11 protein-coding genes are annotated in these 13989 nt (G+C 72.6%); 5 read left to right on the top strand and 6 right to left on the bottom strand.

Annotated elements, in window-relative coordinates; genetic code table 11:
* Positions 1–105: 105 nt before the first annotated feature.
* The 3 genes from HZS56_RS23795 (at position 106) to HZS56_RS23805 (ending at position 3471) form a co-directional block, all read left to right on the top strand.
* Positions 106–816 (top strand): hypothetical protein, encoded by a 711-nt coding sequence (locus HZS56_RS23795; protein ID WP_216722806.1) that lies wholly within the window; start codon positions 106–108, stop codon positions 814–816.
* An 88-nt stretch (positions 817–904) separates the two neighbouring features.
* On the top strand, positions 905–1705 hold the full coding sequence (locus HZS56_RS23800) for a DsbA family protein (protein WP_216722807.1): 801 nt from the start codon (positions 905–907) through the stop codon (positions 1703–1705).
* A gap of 83 nt (positions 1706–1788) precedes the next feature.
* Positions 1789–3471 (top strand): alkaline phosphatase D family protein, encoded by a 1683-nt coding sequence (locus HZS56_RS23805; protein WP_216722808.1) that lies wholly within the window; start codon positions 1789–1791, stop codon positions 3469–3471.
* A 4-nt stretch (positions 3472–3475) separates the two neighbouring features.
* Here the strand turns inward: HZS56_RS23805 and HZS56_RS23810 are convergent, their stop codons facing one another.
* Positions 3476–4162, bottom strand: coding sequence for a dienelactone hydrolase family protein (locus tag HZS56_RS23810; RefSeq protein WP_308408143.1), 687 nt, complete (start codon positions 4160–4162; stop codon positions 3476–3478).
* 38 nt (positions 4163–4200) lie between these two features.
* Between HZS56_RS23810 and HZS56_RS23815 the strand changes: the two genes are divergently transcribed.
* A complete protein-coding gene (locus tag HZS56_RS23815) occupies positions 4201–5325 on the top strand; it encodes a mechanosensitive ion channel family protein (RefSeq protein ID WP_216722810.1) in 1125 nt (374 codons plus the stop codon).
* Between the two features lie 67 nt (positions 5326–5392).
* On the opposite strand, the gene HZS56_RS23820 is transcribed toward HZS56_RS23815, so the two are convergent.
* The 5 genes from HZS56_RS23820 to HZS56_RS23840 form a co-directional block, all read right to left on the bottom strand.
* Positions 5393–6979, bottom strand: a complete 1587-nt coding sequence (locus HZS56_RS23820) for a Na+/H+ antiporter (RefSeq protein ID WP_216722829.1) — start codon at positions 6977–6979, stop codon at positions 5393–5395.
* A gap of 91 nt (positions 6980–7070) precedes the next feature.
* Positions 7071–7556, bottom strand: coding sequence for a GNAT family N-acetyltransferase (locus HZS56_RS23825; RefSeq protein ID WP_216722811.1), 486 nt, complete (start codon positions 7554–7556; stop codon positions 7071–7073).
* Positions 7553–8497, bottom strand: a complete 945-nt coding sequence (locus HZS56_RS23830) for an RluA family pseudouridine synthase (RefSeq protein WP_216722812.1) — start codon at positions 8495–8497, stop codon at positions 7553–7555. Before HZS56_RS23830 ends, HZS56_RS23825 begins: the two co-directional genes overlap by 4 nt.
* Positions 8498–8601: 104 nt before the next feature.
* On the bottom strand, positions 8602–9201 hold the full coding sequence (gene lspA / locus HZS56_RS23835) for a signal peptidase II (RefSeq protein WP_216722813.1): 600 nt from the start codon (positions 9199–9201) through the stop codon (positions 8602–8604).
* A 91-nt stretch (positions 9202–9292) separates the two neighbouring features.
* Complete coding sequence (locus HZS56_RS23840; RefSeq protein WP_216722814.1) at positions 9293–10096, bottom strand: TraR/DksA family transcriptional regulator; 804 nt, start codon at positions 10094–10096, stop codon at positions 9293–9295.
* A 594-nt stretch (positions 10097–10690) separates the two neighbouring features.
* Here HZS56_RS23840 and ileS point away from each other — a divergent pair.
* Complete coding sequence (ileS, locus tag HZS56_RS23845) at positions 10691–13837, top strand: isoleucine--tRNA ligase (RefSeq protein ID WP_216722815.1); 3147 nt, start codon at positions 10691–10693, stop codon at positions 13835–13837.
* Positions 13838–13989: the final 152 nt, after the last annotated feature.

Raw genomic sequence — 13989 nt, forward strand, 5'->3', positions numbered from 1 at the left:
CCGGGACCACCGGCCGGAAAGCGCCGCCCGGGCCGACGGTCGGCATTCTCACAGGAACTCTTTAGGGGTCTCCTACCGGACCCCGTGACACACTCTTCTACTGCTATGGACATATCCGGAACCCCGCTCAGAGCCGTACGCGCGGCGCTGTTCACGGCACTCGTCGTGACGCTCAGCACCGCGTCGCACGTGCTGCTGTCCGGGGTTCCGCTGCCGCTGCCCACGGTCGCCGCCGTCGCCGCCGCCGTGTTCCTGCTCGCGTACGCCCTGGCCGGGCGGCGCGAGCGGGGCTTCGGGCGGATCGCCGCCCTGCTGATCCCGCTGGAGCTGGCCGCCGACACGGTCTTCACCACCGGACAACACGTCTGCTACGGCCGGGCGGGCGGCCCGGTCGCGGGCCCGCTGCGCTCGGTCGGTTTCGACGTGCTGTGCGGCGACGGCACCGGCGTCCACGCCGGGGTCACCGCGCCGCTGACCCGGGTCACCGGCGCCGAGACCGACCGGATGGCGTCCGTGCTGGCCCAGGCCGCCCCCGGCACCGCCTGGCTGCTGCTGGGCGCGCACGTCGGGGTCGGGCTGCTCGCGGCGGCCTGGCTGCGGCGCGGCGAGCGCGCGCTGGCCCAGCTGCTCGGCGCGGTGGCTGCGACCACCTTCCGGCCGCTGCTGCTGGCCGTCGCGGCGGTGGGCGTGCGCCGGGCGCCCGCGGTCCGCCGCCCGGCGCCGCCGGCGCGCCGCACCGCCGGCGCCCGCGAGCGGATCCTCACGCACTCCCTGGGACGGCGCGGGCCGCCGTGCCCGGTGGCCGCGCCCGTGTGACCCGTCGCACGAGCACCACCGAGCACCGCAGTCCCCCGTACGCGTATCCGCACACACCCGTGTGCGCGTCCCCGGAGAGATCACCATCATGAGCAAGCGGAACAGCCAGGCAGCGAAGACGGCCGCCCGTGAGCGCCTGCGCCAGGAGCGCGAGCGCCAGGCCAAGCGCGACAAGGTCAAGCGGCAGGCGATCGTCGCCGTCTCGATCGTCGGTGTACTGGCGATAGCCGGCGGCATCAGCTACGCCGTCGTGCAGGGCAACCAGCCCTCGAAGTGGGAGAAGGCCGCCGACGCCAAGGTGGTGGCCCCGGCCAACACCTCCGGCAAGGACGGCACCACGGTCGTCGTCGGCGAGTCCAAGACCGACAACACCGTCCACCTGTACGAGGACCCGCGGTGCCCGGCCTGTGCGTCCTTCGAGCAGAACATCGGCGAGACCGTCAACAAGGGCATGGAGGACGGCGACTACAAGCTCTCCTTCACCATCGGCACGTTCCTCGACGGGAACCTGAGCGGCGAGGGTTCGAAGAACGCGCTCAGCGCCCTCGGGGCCGCGCTGAACGTCGGCCCCGAGGCGTTCCTCGACTACAAGACGGCGCTGTTCTCGGCCGAGTACCACCCCGAGGAGTCGAGCGACGAGTTCGCCAAGGACGACTACCTGATCAAGGTGGCGAACACGGTGGACGCCCTGAAGAACAACAAGAAGTTCCAGGACGCCGTGGAGAAGGGCACCTACGACGCCTGGGCGATGCGGATGAGCAAGTCCTTCGACACCGCCGAGGGCGTCCAGTCCACCCCGACCATCAAGATCAACGACAAGGTGATCGAGAACCCCAGCTCGGTCGACCAGTGGCAGAAGGCGCTCAAGGACGCGGGCGTCGGCAAGTGACCCGGTGACCCGCGGCTGACGAGTGGGCGAACTTCCCGGGGTTCGCCCACTCGCGCGCGTACCGATCAGTAATCTGATCGGCCGTGACCAGTCGAGACAGAGCGTCCGAGAACCCCGGCAACCCCGGCAACTGCGCGAACGTCCGGGCCCCGAGCCGCCGTACGGTCGTCAGGGCCGCGGCGGCCGGCGCCGTCCTGACCGCCCCGCTCGCCGCCGCGGTGCCCGCGGGTGCCGCCGGCGCCGCCCCGGCCTTCCTGCACGGCGTGGCCTCCGGCGACCCCCTGCCCGACGGGGTCCTGCTGTGGACCCGGGTGACGCCGGCGCCCGAGGCCGTGCCGGGCTCGGGCAGGGGTCCGGACACCGAGGTGGGCTGGGTCGTCGCCACGGACCGGGCCCTGACCGACATCGTGGCCAAGGGGTCCGTCACGGCGACGGCGGCCTCCGACCACACCGTCAAGGCGGACGTCCGCGGTCTCGCGCCCGCCACGGACTACTGGTTCGGCTTCTTCGCCGGCCCCACCGACTCCCCCGTGGCCCGCACCCGCACCGCACCCGCCCACGACGCCGCCGTCCGGGGCCTGCGCTTCGGCGTGGTCTCCTGCGCCAACTGGGAGGCCGGGTACTTCTCCCCGTACCGCCACCTCGCGGCCCGCGGCGACCTGGACGCCTGGCTGCACCTGGGCGACTACCTCTACGAGTACGGCACCGGCGAGTACGGCAACCGCGACACCGTCGTACGGCAGCACGCCCCGGCCCACGAGGTCCTCACCCTGGCCGACTACCGGATCCGGCACGGGCAGTACAAGACCGACCCCGACCTGCAGAGGCTGCACGCCGCGGCGCCGGTCGTGGCGATCTGGGACGACCACGAGATCGCCGACGACACCTGGTCGGGCGGCGCCGGGAACCACACCGAGGGCGCCGAGGGCACCTGGGCGGCCCGGCAGGCGGCCGCCAAGCAGGCCTACTTCGAGTGGATGCCGGTGCGCCCGGCGATCGCCGGCACCACCTACCGGCGGCTGCGCTTCGGCCGGCTCGCCGACCTCTCGCTGCTCGACCTGCGCTCGTTCCGCTCGCAGCAGGCGGCGCTCGGCGACGGCGCCGTCGACGACCCGGACCGCACCCTCACCGGCCGCGCCCAGCTGGACTGGCTCAAGTCCGGACTCACGTCGTCCGACGCCACCTGGCGGCTGGTCGGAAACCCGGTGATGATCTCACCGTTCGCGATCGGCTCGCTGCCCGCCTCGCTGCTCGGGCCGCTCGCCGAGCTGCTGGGGCTGCCGAAGGAGGGCCTCGCCCTCAACACCGACCAGTGGGACGGCTACACCGACGACCGCCGCGAGCTGCTGGCCCACCTGCGCACGCACGCGATCCGCAACACCGTCTTCCTGACCGGCGACATCCACATGGCCTGGGCCAACGACGTGCCCCATGACGCGGGCACGTATCCGCTGTCCGCGTCGGCGGCCACGGAGTTCGTCGTCACCTCGGTCAGCTCCGACAACCTCGACGACATCCTGAAGGTCCGCGAGGGCACCGTCTCGGCGGTCGCGGCGCCGGTGATCCGGACCGCGAACCGGCACGTCCACTGGGTCGACACCGACCGGCACGGGTACGGCGTGCTCGACGTCACCGCCGAGCGGGCGCAGATGGACTACTACACCGTCTCCGACCGCGCCGACCCGGACGCCACCTCCGCCTGGGCCCGCTCCTACCGCACGCGCAGCGGCACCCGGCGCGTGGAGCGCGTCCACACGCCCGTCTGAGGGCCTACCGGGGCGCCTGCTCCTCCTGGAGCTGGTCGAGGAAGCCGAGCGCCACCCGCCAGGTGGCCTCGGCCGCCTCCGCGTCGTACTCCTCGGGCAGGCCGGGGTCGGTGTAGAGGTGGCCGGCCCCCGCGTACCGGTGCACCTCGACGTCGGCGCCGATGCGGCCCATCTGGAGGTACCAGGCGCTCAGCCAGTCGTCCGTCTCGAAGCGGTCCGGCTCGGCCACGTGCAGCTGGACCGGCAGCCCGTCCACCGCGGCGTTGGGCGCGATGTCCGAGGTGCCGTGCAGGAGCAGCAGTCCGCGCGCCCGGTGGTCGCCGAGGGCGAGGGTCTGCGCGACGGAGGCGCCGAGCGAGAACCCGGCGTACACCAGGCCCCGCTCCGAGTAGGGGGCGGCGGCCAGCACGGCCCGCTTCAGCAGCTCCTCCCGGCCGATCCCGTCCTGGTACTCCATGCCCTCCTCGACGCTGTCGAAGGTCCGCCCCTCGAAGAGGTCCGGGATCCACACCTGGTGTCCGGCGCCGCGCAGCCGGTCGGCGGCCTGCCGCACCGCGGGCCTCGGGCCGAGGGTCGAGTGAAAGAGCACGATGTTCATGGGGCCATCGTGCCAGCCGGGTGTGACAACGCGCCGGGCGGCGAGCGCACGGGCCCTCCCGCCCCGGCGACGCCCGGGCGGGACGCATCTCACAGGTTCGCCGCGCCGCGCGTCCGGTTACGTTCGAGGGCATGGAGACGATACTCCGCCCGCTGATCGTGGTCGGCGGTTCAGTCCTGCTGACCCTGGTCATCGGCTGGGCCACCGACCTGCTGCTGCGCAAGGCCGACGGGCGCCACCCCGAGACACCGCTGTGGGGCCTGCTGCGGCGGGCCCGCGTGCCGTACCAGATCGTGCTGTGCGCGGCGCTGCTGAGAGGGTCCTACGTCGAGGCCGAGGTGTTCCCGGACCACCGGACGGGGGTCGGCCGGACCCTGACGCTGGTGCTGATCGGCTCGGCGGCCTGGCTGGTGATCCGGATCGCGGCGGCGGTCGTCGAGACGTCCTACTCCCGGTACGCGCACGCCCACGCGGAGCGCGATCCGGCCCGGGTGCGGCGCGTGCGGACCCAGGTGTCGCTGATCATGCGGGTGGTCTCGGCGGTGGTTGGCGTGGTCGCCGTGTCGTCGATGCTGCTGACGTTCCCTGCGATGCGTGCCGCGGGCGCCTCGCTGCTGGCCTCGGCCGGCATCATCGGCATCGTCGCCGGTGTGGCCGCCCAGTCCACGCTGGGCAACCTGTTCGCCGGGTTCCAGATCGCCTTCGGGGACATGGTGCGGATGGGCGACACGGTCGTGGTGGACGGGGAGTGGGGCACCGTCGAGGAGATCACGCTGACGTACCTGACGGTGCGCACCTGGGACGAGCGCCGGATCACGATGCCGGTGTCGTACTTCACCTCCAAGCCGTTCGAGAACTGGTCGCGCGGCACCCCGCAGATGACCGGGACCGTCTTCTGGCACCTGGACCACTCGGCGCCCCTCGATGCGATGCGGGAGCGGCTGCGGGACCTGCTGCGCGAGTGCCCGGCCTGGGACGGGCGGGCCTGCAACCTGACCGTCACGGACACCACGCCGAACACCATGGAGGTGCGGGCGCTGGTGACGGCGAAGGACGCGGACGACATCTGGACGGTGCGGGTGACGGTCCGCGAGGGGATGATCCGCTTTCTCGCCGACGCGCACCCGTACGCACTGCCGCGGGTCAACACCGCCGACGCGGTCCCGCGCCCCGCGCGCGACGGCTTCCCCGCCGCCCGCCGCTCCCCCGACGGGGAGCCCCGCCGTTTCCCGGGCCGCCCGACGAAGAGCCTGTGAGCGGCCGGGGCGAAGCAGCGGGCGGGGCGTCGGACGGGGCACGCCGGACGGCGCGTCGAGGGGCGGCTCAGCGCAGGCTGCGGACGTCCAGGTGGCGCAGGACCCGGTCCACGATCTCCGGGTCGGCCCCGGCCTCGCTGCGGGCGGCCAGGATCTCGTGGCGGGCGGCGCTCAGCATCTCGCCCTGGATGCGCCGGACGCGCCTGACCCGCCGGGCGCGCTGCTCCAGCGCCTCCCTGCGCTCCTCGTCCCCGAGGTCGGGGCTGATGCGCACGCCGATGTCGTAGGCGCGCCGCAGCATCTGCTCGGACAGCTCCTCCGGCAGCTCCTCGACCTCCTCGATCTCCTTCAGGCGCCGCTTCGCCGCCCTGGCCGCCCGTACGGCCAGGTCCCGCTCGTACTCCTGCTCCCGCTCGGTGTCCGCCCGGACGCCGAGCCTGCCCACCAGCCAGGGCAGCGTCAGGCCCTGGAGCAGCAGCGTGACCATGATCACGCCGAACGCGACGAAGACGATCTCCTCCCGGTGGGGGAACGGCGCCCCGCTGTCCGTCTCCAGCGGGATCGCGAGGGCCAGCGCGACCGAGGCCACGCCCCGCATGCCGGCCCACCACATGACCACGGTCTCCCGCCAGGTCGTCGGGATGTCCTCGTCCTGGTCGCGCCGGGCGTGCAGCCGCTGGGTCAGCCAGGTGGCGGGCAGCAGCCACAGCAGCCGGACCAGGATGACCACGGCGGTGATCGCGGCGGCCCAGCCCAGCAGCTCCGTCCAGCGGCCGGAGGCGGTGCGGACGGCGTTGTGCAGCTCCAGCCCGATCAGGCCGAAGGCGACCCCGGTTACCAGCGTGTCCACCACGTCCCACACGGTGTGGCCGCCGAGCCGCGTCATCACGTCGTCGGCGTCGGAGGCGTACTCGGCGAGGAACATCGCGGTGGTGAGTACGGCGAGCACCCCGGATCCGTGCAGTTCGTCGGCGGCGACGTAGCTGACGAAGGGCACCAGCAGGGTCAGGCCGATCTGCAGTGTCGGGTCGCCGAGGACACTCATCAGCTTGTTGGATCCCCAGCCCAGGACGAGCCCGACCAGGACGGCGACGACGGCCGAGAGCACCAGGTCGAGCCCGGCCTCCCAGGCCGAGAAGGAACCGCCGACCGCGGCCGCGATGGCCACGTGGTAGAGGACGATGGCCGTCACGTCGTTGAACAGCCCCTCGCCCTCCAGGATCGACACCAGCCGGCGCGGGAGGCCCAACTGCCCGGCGACGGCGGTCGCGGCGACCGGGTCGGGCGGCGCCACCAGCGCGCCCAGCGCGAAGGCGGCGGCGACGGGCAGCCCGGGGACGACGGCGTGGGCGACGGTGGCGACGCAGGTCATGGTGACGAAGACCAGCGCGACCGCCAGCAGGAAGATCGGGCGTTTGTTGGCCGCGAACTGCCGCCAGGACGTGCGCCGCACGGCCGCGTAGAGCAGCGGCGGCAGCAGCGCGGGCAGGATCAGCTCGGGCGGGATGTCGACGTTGGGGACGAACTCGAGCAGGGCCAGGACGATCCCGAGGAGGGTCATCAGCACCGGTGCCGGCAGCCCCAGCCGCGCACCGACCGGAACGCTCAGCAGGGCCCCGAGCAACAAGATGAACAACAGGGCCAGCTGATCCACAGTCACCGCTCCGGTGGGCTCTCGGCGTTACGTCAGGGCGGGCCCCAAGCCTGCCACGCCACCGGTCCCACCGGCCCGTTCGGCGCCCCGGCTACAGGGCTCGCCGCATCGCACGGTGCGGAATCCCGGCGTCCGGGAACTCGGGTCCGTAGGCCACGTACCCCAAACGCCGGTAAAAACCCAGGGCGTGGGTCTGCGCGTGCAGATCCACCGCGGTGAGCCCCCGCGCGCGTGCGGCGTCCTCCACGGCCCGCACCAGCGCGGCCCCGACGCCGAGGCCCCGGGCCGCCGCGGTCACCGCGAGCCGGCCGAGCGAGCCGACGTCCGGATCGCCGTCGCCGTTCCTCTCGGCGGCGGCCGCGCCGTGCAGCAGCCGGCCGGTGCCGAGCGGCACGCCGTCCTCCCGGACCGCGAGGACGTGCACGGCGCCGGCGTCGTGGGCGTCGTACTCGATGTCCTCGGGGACCTGCTGCTCGGCGACGAAGACCTCCTTGCGCACCGCGAAGCAGGCCTCCCGGTCGGCGGGGTCCTCGGCGACGCGCACCTCGTAGCCGGGGGCGGACCGCGGGGCGCTCATCCGTACGTCTCCTCGCGGACCAGGTCGAGGGCGCGCTGGAGGTCCTCGGGGTAGTCGCTGGCGTACTCGACCCACTGGCCGTCGCCGGGGTGCTCGAAGCCGAGCCGCACGGCGTGCAGCCACTGGCGGGTCAGGCGCAGCCGCTTGGCGAGCGTGGGGTCGGCGCCGTAGGTCAGGTCGCCGACGCAGGGGTGGCGGTGGGCGGCCATGTGGACGCGGATCTGGTGGGTGCGGCCGGTCTCCAGCTTCACGTCGAGCAGGGAGGCGGCGCGGAAGGCCTCGATGAGGTCGTAGTGCGTGACGGAGGGCTTGCCCTCGGCGGTGACGGCCCACTTGTAGTCGTGCTGCGGGTGGCGGCCGATGGGGGCGTCGATGGTGCCGCTGGTCGGGTCGGGGTGGCCCTGCACGAGCGTGTGGTAGCGCTTGTCGACCGTGCGCTCCTTGAACTGGCGCTTGAGCGAGGTGTACGCCCGCTCGGACTTGGCCACCGCCATCAGACCCGAGGTGCCGACGTCGAGGCGGTGCACGATGCCCTGCCGCTCGGCGGCACCGGACGTGGAGACGCGGTACCCGGCGGCGGCCAGTCCGCCGATGACGGTCGGGCCGGTCCAGCCCGGGGACGGGTGCGCGGCGACGCCGACCGGCTTGACGACCACGACCACGTCGTCGTCGTCGTGCACGATCTCCATGCCCTCGACGGGCTCGGCGACCACCTGCACGGGCGCGGGCGCCCCGGGCATCTCGACCTCGAGCCAGGCGCCGCCGTGGACCCGCTCGGACTTGCCGACCACCGACCCGTCGACCTGCACCTTCCCCGCCGCCGCCAGCTCGGCGGCCTTGGTGCGGGAGAAGCCGAACATGCGGGAGATGGCGGCGTCGACGCGCTCGCCCTCCAGGCCGTCGGGCACGGGCAGGGTGCGGATCTCGGGAATCGTGCTCACCCGTCGAGTATGCCGGACGGCCCGGGCGGGTCCGTACGCCCGTCCGGTCGGCCCGTCCGGTCGGCCCCGTCCCGCCGGCCCGCGCCCGGTCGTCCCGCGCGGGCTCAGTCCTTGTGGACGGTCCCGTCGGGGTCCAGACCCCGGAAGGAGAGGAGCACGATCAGGATGCCGCCGCAGACGATCGCCGAGTCGGCGAGGTTGAAGACGGCGAAGTGCTTGGGCGCGATGAAGTCCACGACCGCGCCCTCGAAGACGCCGGGCGCGCGGAAGATCCGGTCGGTGAGGTTGCCGAGGGCGCCGCCGAGCAGCAGGCCGAGCGCGATCGCCCACGGCACGCTGTAGAGCTTGCGCGCGAGGCGGGCGATCACGACGATCACGGACGCCGCGATCACCGTGAAGATGATCGTGAAGGCCTCGCCGATGCCGAAGGCCGCACCCGCGTTGCGGATCGCGGCGAACCTCAGCCAGTCGCCGATGATCTCGATCGGCTCGTGGTGCTCCAGCTTGGCGACCACGATCATCTTGCTGACCAGGTCGAGGAGGTACGCGAAGACGGCGACCGCGAACAGTACGGCGACCCGGCGCCTGCCCCGGGGGCGCTCCGGAGCCTGCTCCCGCTCCTGCTCCGCGTCGGGCTGCTCCCGCCCGTCCCCCGTCGCGTCCGGGGTGTCCGGAGTACCGATGATGCGCTCCGCCTCTGCCACGTGAGTCCCTCAGCCTAGGTCCTTGACTGAGCACGAGGGTACGGCACGCCCCGCGTCCCGGCTGCTGCTCAGTACCGGTCCGGCGCCCGGCTCAGTACCGCCGCTCCTGCTTCTGCTTGCACTCGACGCACAGGGTGGCCCGCGGGAAGGCCTGCATCCGGGCCTTGCCGATCGGCTTGCCGCAGTTCTCGCACAGGCCGTAGGTACCCGCGTCCAGGCGTTCCAGGGCGCGTTCGGTCTGGGTGAGGACCTCGCGCGCGGTGGCGGCCAGTGCCAGTTCGTGCTCGCGCGTGATGTTCTTGCTGCCGGTGTCCGCCTCGTCGTCGCCCGCGCCGTCGCCGGAGTCCCGCATCATGCCCTGCAGCGAGCGCTCGGAGGAGTCGATCTCGGTGCGCAGCCGGTCGGCCTCGGACTGCAGCTCGCCGCGCGCCTCCTCGACCTCCTGCGGGGTCCAGGGGTCCTCGCCGGGGCGTACCGCGAGGTCGCCGGGGTCCGCAGCGGCGCCGCGGGCCTTGGGAACGGCGGTCTTGGCCGCCGTGGCCGTGCCAGGAGTCTTCTTCGCAACCACCGTCGTGGCTCCCGTCTGCTCCGCGGCCTCGGCCGCGCCCGCCTTCTTGGCCGTGCTCTTGCTCGCCGTGCTCTTGCCTGCCGCGCTCTTCCCGGCCGCGGTCTTCTTCGCGGTGCCCTCGCCCGCCGGGCTCTTCTTCGCCGCGGTCTTCCTGGCCGCCGTCTTCTTCGCCGCGGTCTTCTTCGCCGCCGTCTTCTTCGCCGCCGTCTTCGTCGTCTTCGCCGTCGTCGCCTTCTTCGCCGCGGTCCTCTTCGCCGGGCCCTGCTGCGTGCTGTTCTCCTCGGCGGCGCCCTGCTCCGCGGCCGTCGTCTTCTTCTCCGCCACCATGGCCGCGGCCCCTTCACATATTGTGATCTTGCGCGCGAATCGTGCTGGGACGATAAATCGACTCGGGCCCCGCGGCAACGGGGCACGCCGCCCGCTTCGCGCGCCCACCGTGCGCCACGCGGTGAGCATGCATGCGTTGTGCCCAGCTCCCCGCCGGGTAATCCGCCGGGACGGCCCCCGGCGAGACCACCCCGGAGCCGGAAGCGGACGGCGGCATTCGGGTCACCTCCGGGCACGCCGGGGCAGTACGGTGCCCGCGCTCCCCGCCGGGCACCGAAACTCGGTCGGCCGCCGTCCGTGCGGCGCCGTACACTGGGCGGAGCGAACGGCGTGGATGGGGACGAGTAGCGGCGTCAGCAGCCCAGAGCGACCCGGGGACGGTGTGAGCCCGGGGGCGAGCGCGACGTGAAGATCACCCCGGAGCCGCCGGAAGAAAGCCGTGGCAGGACGCCGCGGCGAGTAGAACCGGCTCGCGACCCCAATGAGGGGGCTCACCGGAGCACACGACGCACCGGGGGCCAAGGAGGGTGGTACCGCGGGAGCACGGCTCTCGTCCCTCCGACGGAAGGCAGCACGTCCGCCGGAGGAAGCTCGTTGAATACGCAGCCGCAGTACCGCCAGGTGCCCGCCCAGGTCGACCTGCCCGCGCTCGAACACGCGGTGCTCGACTTCTGGCGCGAGCAGAAGATCTTCGCCAAGACCCTGGAGCAGTCCGAGGGCCGCCCCGAGTGGGTGTTCTACGAGGGTCCGCCGACCGCCAACGGCATGCCGGGCGCCCACCACATCGAGGCGCGCGTCTTCAAGGACGTCTTCCCCCGCTTCCGCACCATGCGCGGCTACCACGTGGGCCGCAAGGCCGGCTGGGACTGCCACGGCCTGCCCGTCGAGCTGGCGGTCGAGAAGGAGCTGGGCTTCTCCGGCAAGCAGGACATCGAGGCGTACGGCATCGCGGAGTTCAACGCGAAGTGCCGGGAGTCGGTGACCCGCCACACGGACGCCTTCGAAGAGCTCACGACCCGCATGGGCTACTGGGCCGACCTCCAGGACCCGTACCGCACGATGGACCCGGAGTACATCGAATCCGTCTGGTGGTCACTGAAGGAGATCTTCAACAAGGGCCTGCTGGTCCAGGACCACCGGGTCGCCCCCTGGTGCCCCCGCTGCGGCACCGGCCTGTCCGACCATGAGCTGGCCCAGGGCTACGAGACGGTCGTCGACCCGTCCGTCTACGTCCGCTTCCCGCTGACCTCGGGACCGCTGGCCGGCGAGGCCGCGCTGGTCGTCTGGACGACGACCCCGTGGACCCTGGTCTCCAACACCGCGGTCGCCGCGCACCCCGACGTCACCTACGTCGTCGCCACGAACGGCGAGGAGAAGCTGGTCGTCGCGGAGCCCCTGGCCGCCAAGGCGCTCGGCGAGGGCTGGGAGACCACCGGCCAGTCCTTCACGGGCGCCGAGATGGAGCGCTGGACGTACCGGCGCCCCTTCGAGCTGGTGGACTTCCCCGAGCCGGCCCACTACGTGGTGAACGCCGACTACGTCACCACCGAGGACGGCACCGGCCTCGTCCACCAGTCCCCCGCCTTCGGCGAGGACGACCTCAGGGTCTGCCGCGCCTACGGCCTGCCCGTGGTCAACCCGGTCCGCCCGGACGGCACCTTCGAGGAGGACCTCCCCCTCGTCGGAGGGGTCTTCTTCAAGAAGGCCGACGAGCAGCTCACCGAGGACCTGGACGCCCGCGGCCTGCTGTTCAAGCACATCCCGTACGAGCACAGCTACCCGCACTGCTGGCGCTGCCACACGGCCCTGCTCTACTACGCGCAGCCGTCCTGGTACATCCGCACCACGGCCATCAAGGACCGCCTCCTGGCGGAGAACGAGAAGACCAACTGGTACCCGGAGGCGGTCAAGCACGGCCGGTACGGCGACTGGCTGAACAACAACATCGACTGGGCGCTGTCCCGCAACCGCTACTGGGGCACCCCGCTGCCGATCTGGCGCTGCGCGGAGGACCACCTCACGGTCGTCGGCTCCCGCGCGGAGCTGACCGAGCTGTCCGGCACCGACCAGTCGGCCCTGGACCCGCACCGCCCGTACATCGACGACGTGACCCTCACCTGCACCCACGAGGGCTGCTCCCTCGAAGCGGTGCGCGTCCCGGAGGTCATCGACGCCTGGTACGACTCGGGTTCGATGCCGTTCGCCCAATGGGGCTACCCGTACAAGAACAAGGAGCTGTTCGAGAGCCGCTACCCGGCGCAGTTCATCTCCGAGGCCATCGACCAGACCCGCGGCTGGTTCTACACGCTGATGGCGATCGGCACCCTGGTCTTCGACAAGTCGTCCTACGAGAACGTCGTCTGCCTCGGCCACATCCTCGCCGAGGACGGCCGCAAGATGTCCAAGCACCTGGGCAACATCCTGCAGCCGATCCCGCTGATGGACCAGCACGGCGCCGACGCGGTGCGCTGGTTCATGGCGGCCGGCGGCTCCCCCTGGGCGGCGCGCCGGGTCGGCCACGGCACCATCCAGGAGGTCGTCCGCAAGACGCTCCTCACCTACTGGAACACGGTCGCCTTCCAGGCGTTGTACGCCCGCACCACGGGCTGGGCCCCGAGCGGGGCGGACCCGGCCCCGGCCGACCGCCCGGTCCTGGACCGCTGGCTGCTCTCCGAGCTGCACGCGCTCACCGACCAGGTCACGCAGTCGCTGGACGCGTACGACACCCAGCGGGCCGGCAAGCTGCTGTCGGCGTTCGTCGACGACCTCTCCAACTGGTACGTGCGCCGCTCGCGCCGCCGCTTCTGGCAGGGCGACAAGGCGGCGCTGCGCACCCTGCACGAGGTCGTCGAGACGGTCACCAGGCTGATGGCGCCGCTCACCCCGTTCATCACCGAGCGGGTCTGGCAGGACCTGGTCGTGCCGGTCACCCCGGGCGCCCCGGAGTCGGTGCACCTGTCGTCGTGGCCGGAGGCCGACCTGTCGGCGATCGACCCGGAACTGTCACGCCAGATGGCGCTGGTCCGCCGCCTGGTGGAGCTGGGCCGCGCGACGCGCGCGGAGTCGGGCGTCAAGACCCGGCAGCCGCTCAGCCGTGCGCTGATCGCGGTGGCGGGCTTCGAGACGCTCTCCCCCGAGCTGCACACGCAGATCACGGAGGAGCTGAACGTCGAGTCCCTCGCCTCCCTGAGCGAGGTCGGCGGCAGCCTGGTCGACACGACCGCGAAGGCCAACTTCCGGGCTCTGGGCAAGCGGTTCGGCAAGCGGGTGCAGGACGTGGCGAAGGCCGTCTCGGCCGCGGACGCCGCCGCGCTGTCCCTCGCCCTGCGCGAGGGCACGGCGTCGGTGGAGGTCGACGGCGAGACCATCGGCCTCACCCCCGACGAGGTGATCATCACCGAGACGCCCCGTGAGGGCTGGTCGGTCGCCTCCGACTCGGGCGCGACGGTGGCGCTGGACCTGGAGCTCACTGAGGAGCTGCGCCGCGCGGGCCTCGCCCGGGACGCGATCCGTCTGATCCAGGAGGCCCGCAAGAACAGCGGCCTCGACGTCGCCGACCGGATCGCCCTGCGCTGGACGGCCACGGACCCGGCGACGATCGCGGCCCTGACCGACCATGCGGGCCTGATCGCCGACGAGGTCCTGGCGACGGACTTCGCCCAGGGCGAGGCGGACGACACGTACGGCGCCCCGTTCACGGACGAGGGGCTGTCCCTGGTGTTCCGGCTGCGCAAGCAGTAGCCGGAGGACAGCGCCGAAGGAAGACAACGAGGGCCCGCACTCCTCCGGGGGATGCGGGCCCTCCGCCGTGGCCGCACGCAGCCGCACATCCCCCCCATCAGTTCCTGAACGGCCCTGAACGGCCCTGCAGGGCCTGGGAGGAGGCACCTCGC

It is taken from the genome of Streptomyces mayonensis (genome assembly GCF_018982965.1).
GTDB classification, from domain to species: Bacteria; Actinomycetota; Actinomycetes; order Streptomycetales; family Streptomycetaceae; genus Streptomyces; species Streptomyces mayonensis.

Bases quoted from the DNA above. Each gene is read 5' to 3' on its own strand.
- HZS56_RS23795 (WP_216722806.1), top strand. From the start codon at position 106: ATGGACATATCCGGAACCCCGCTCAGAGCCGTACGCGCGGCGCTGTTC.
- HZS56_RS23800 (WP_216722807.1), top strand. From the start codon at position 905: ATGAGCAAGCGGAACAGCCAGGCAGCGAAGACGGCCGCCCGTGAGCGC.
- HZS56_RS23840 (WP_216722814.1), bottom strand. From the start codon at position 10,096: ATGGTGGCGGAGAAGAAGACGACGGCCGCGGAGCAGGGCGCCGCCGAG.
- HZS56_RS23825 (WP_216722811.1), bottom strand. From the start codon at position 7,556: ATGAGCGCCCCGCGGTCCGCCCCCGGCTACGAGGTGCGCGTCGCCGAG.
- HZS56_RS23815 (WP_216722810.1), top strand. From the start codon at position 4,201: ATGGAGACGATACTCCGCCCGCTGATCGTGGTCGGCGGTTCAGTCCTG.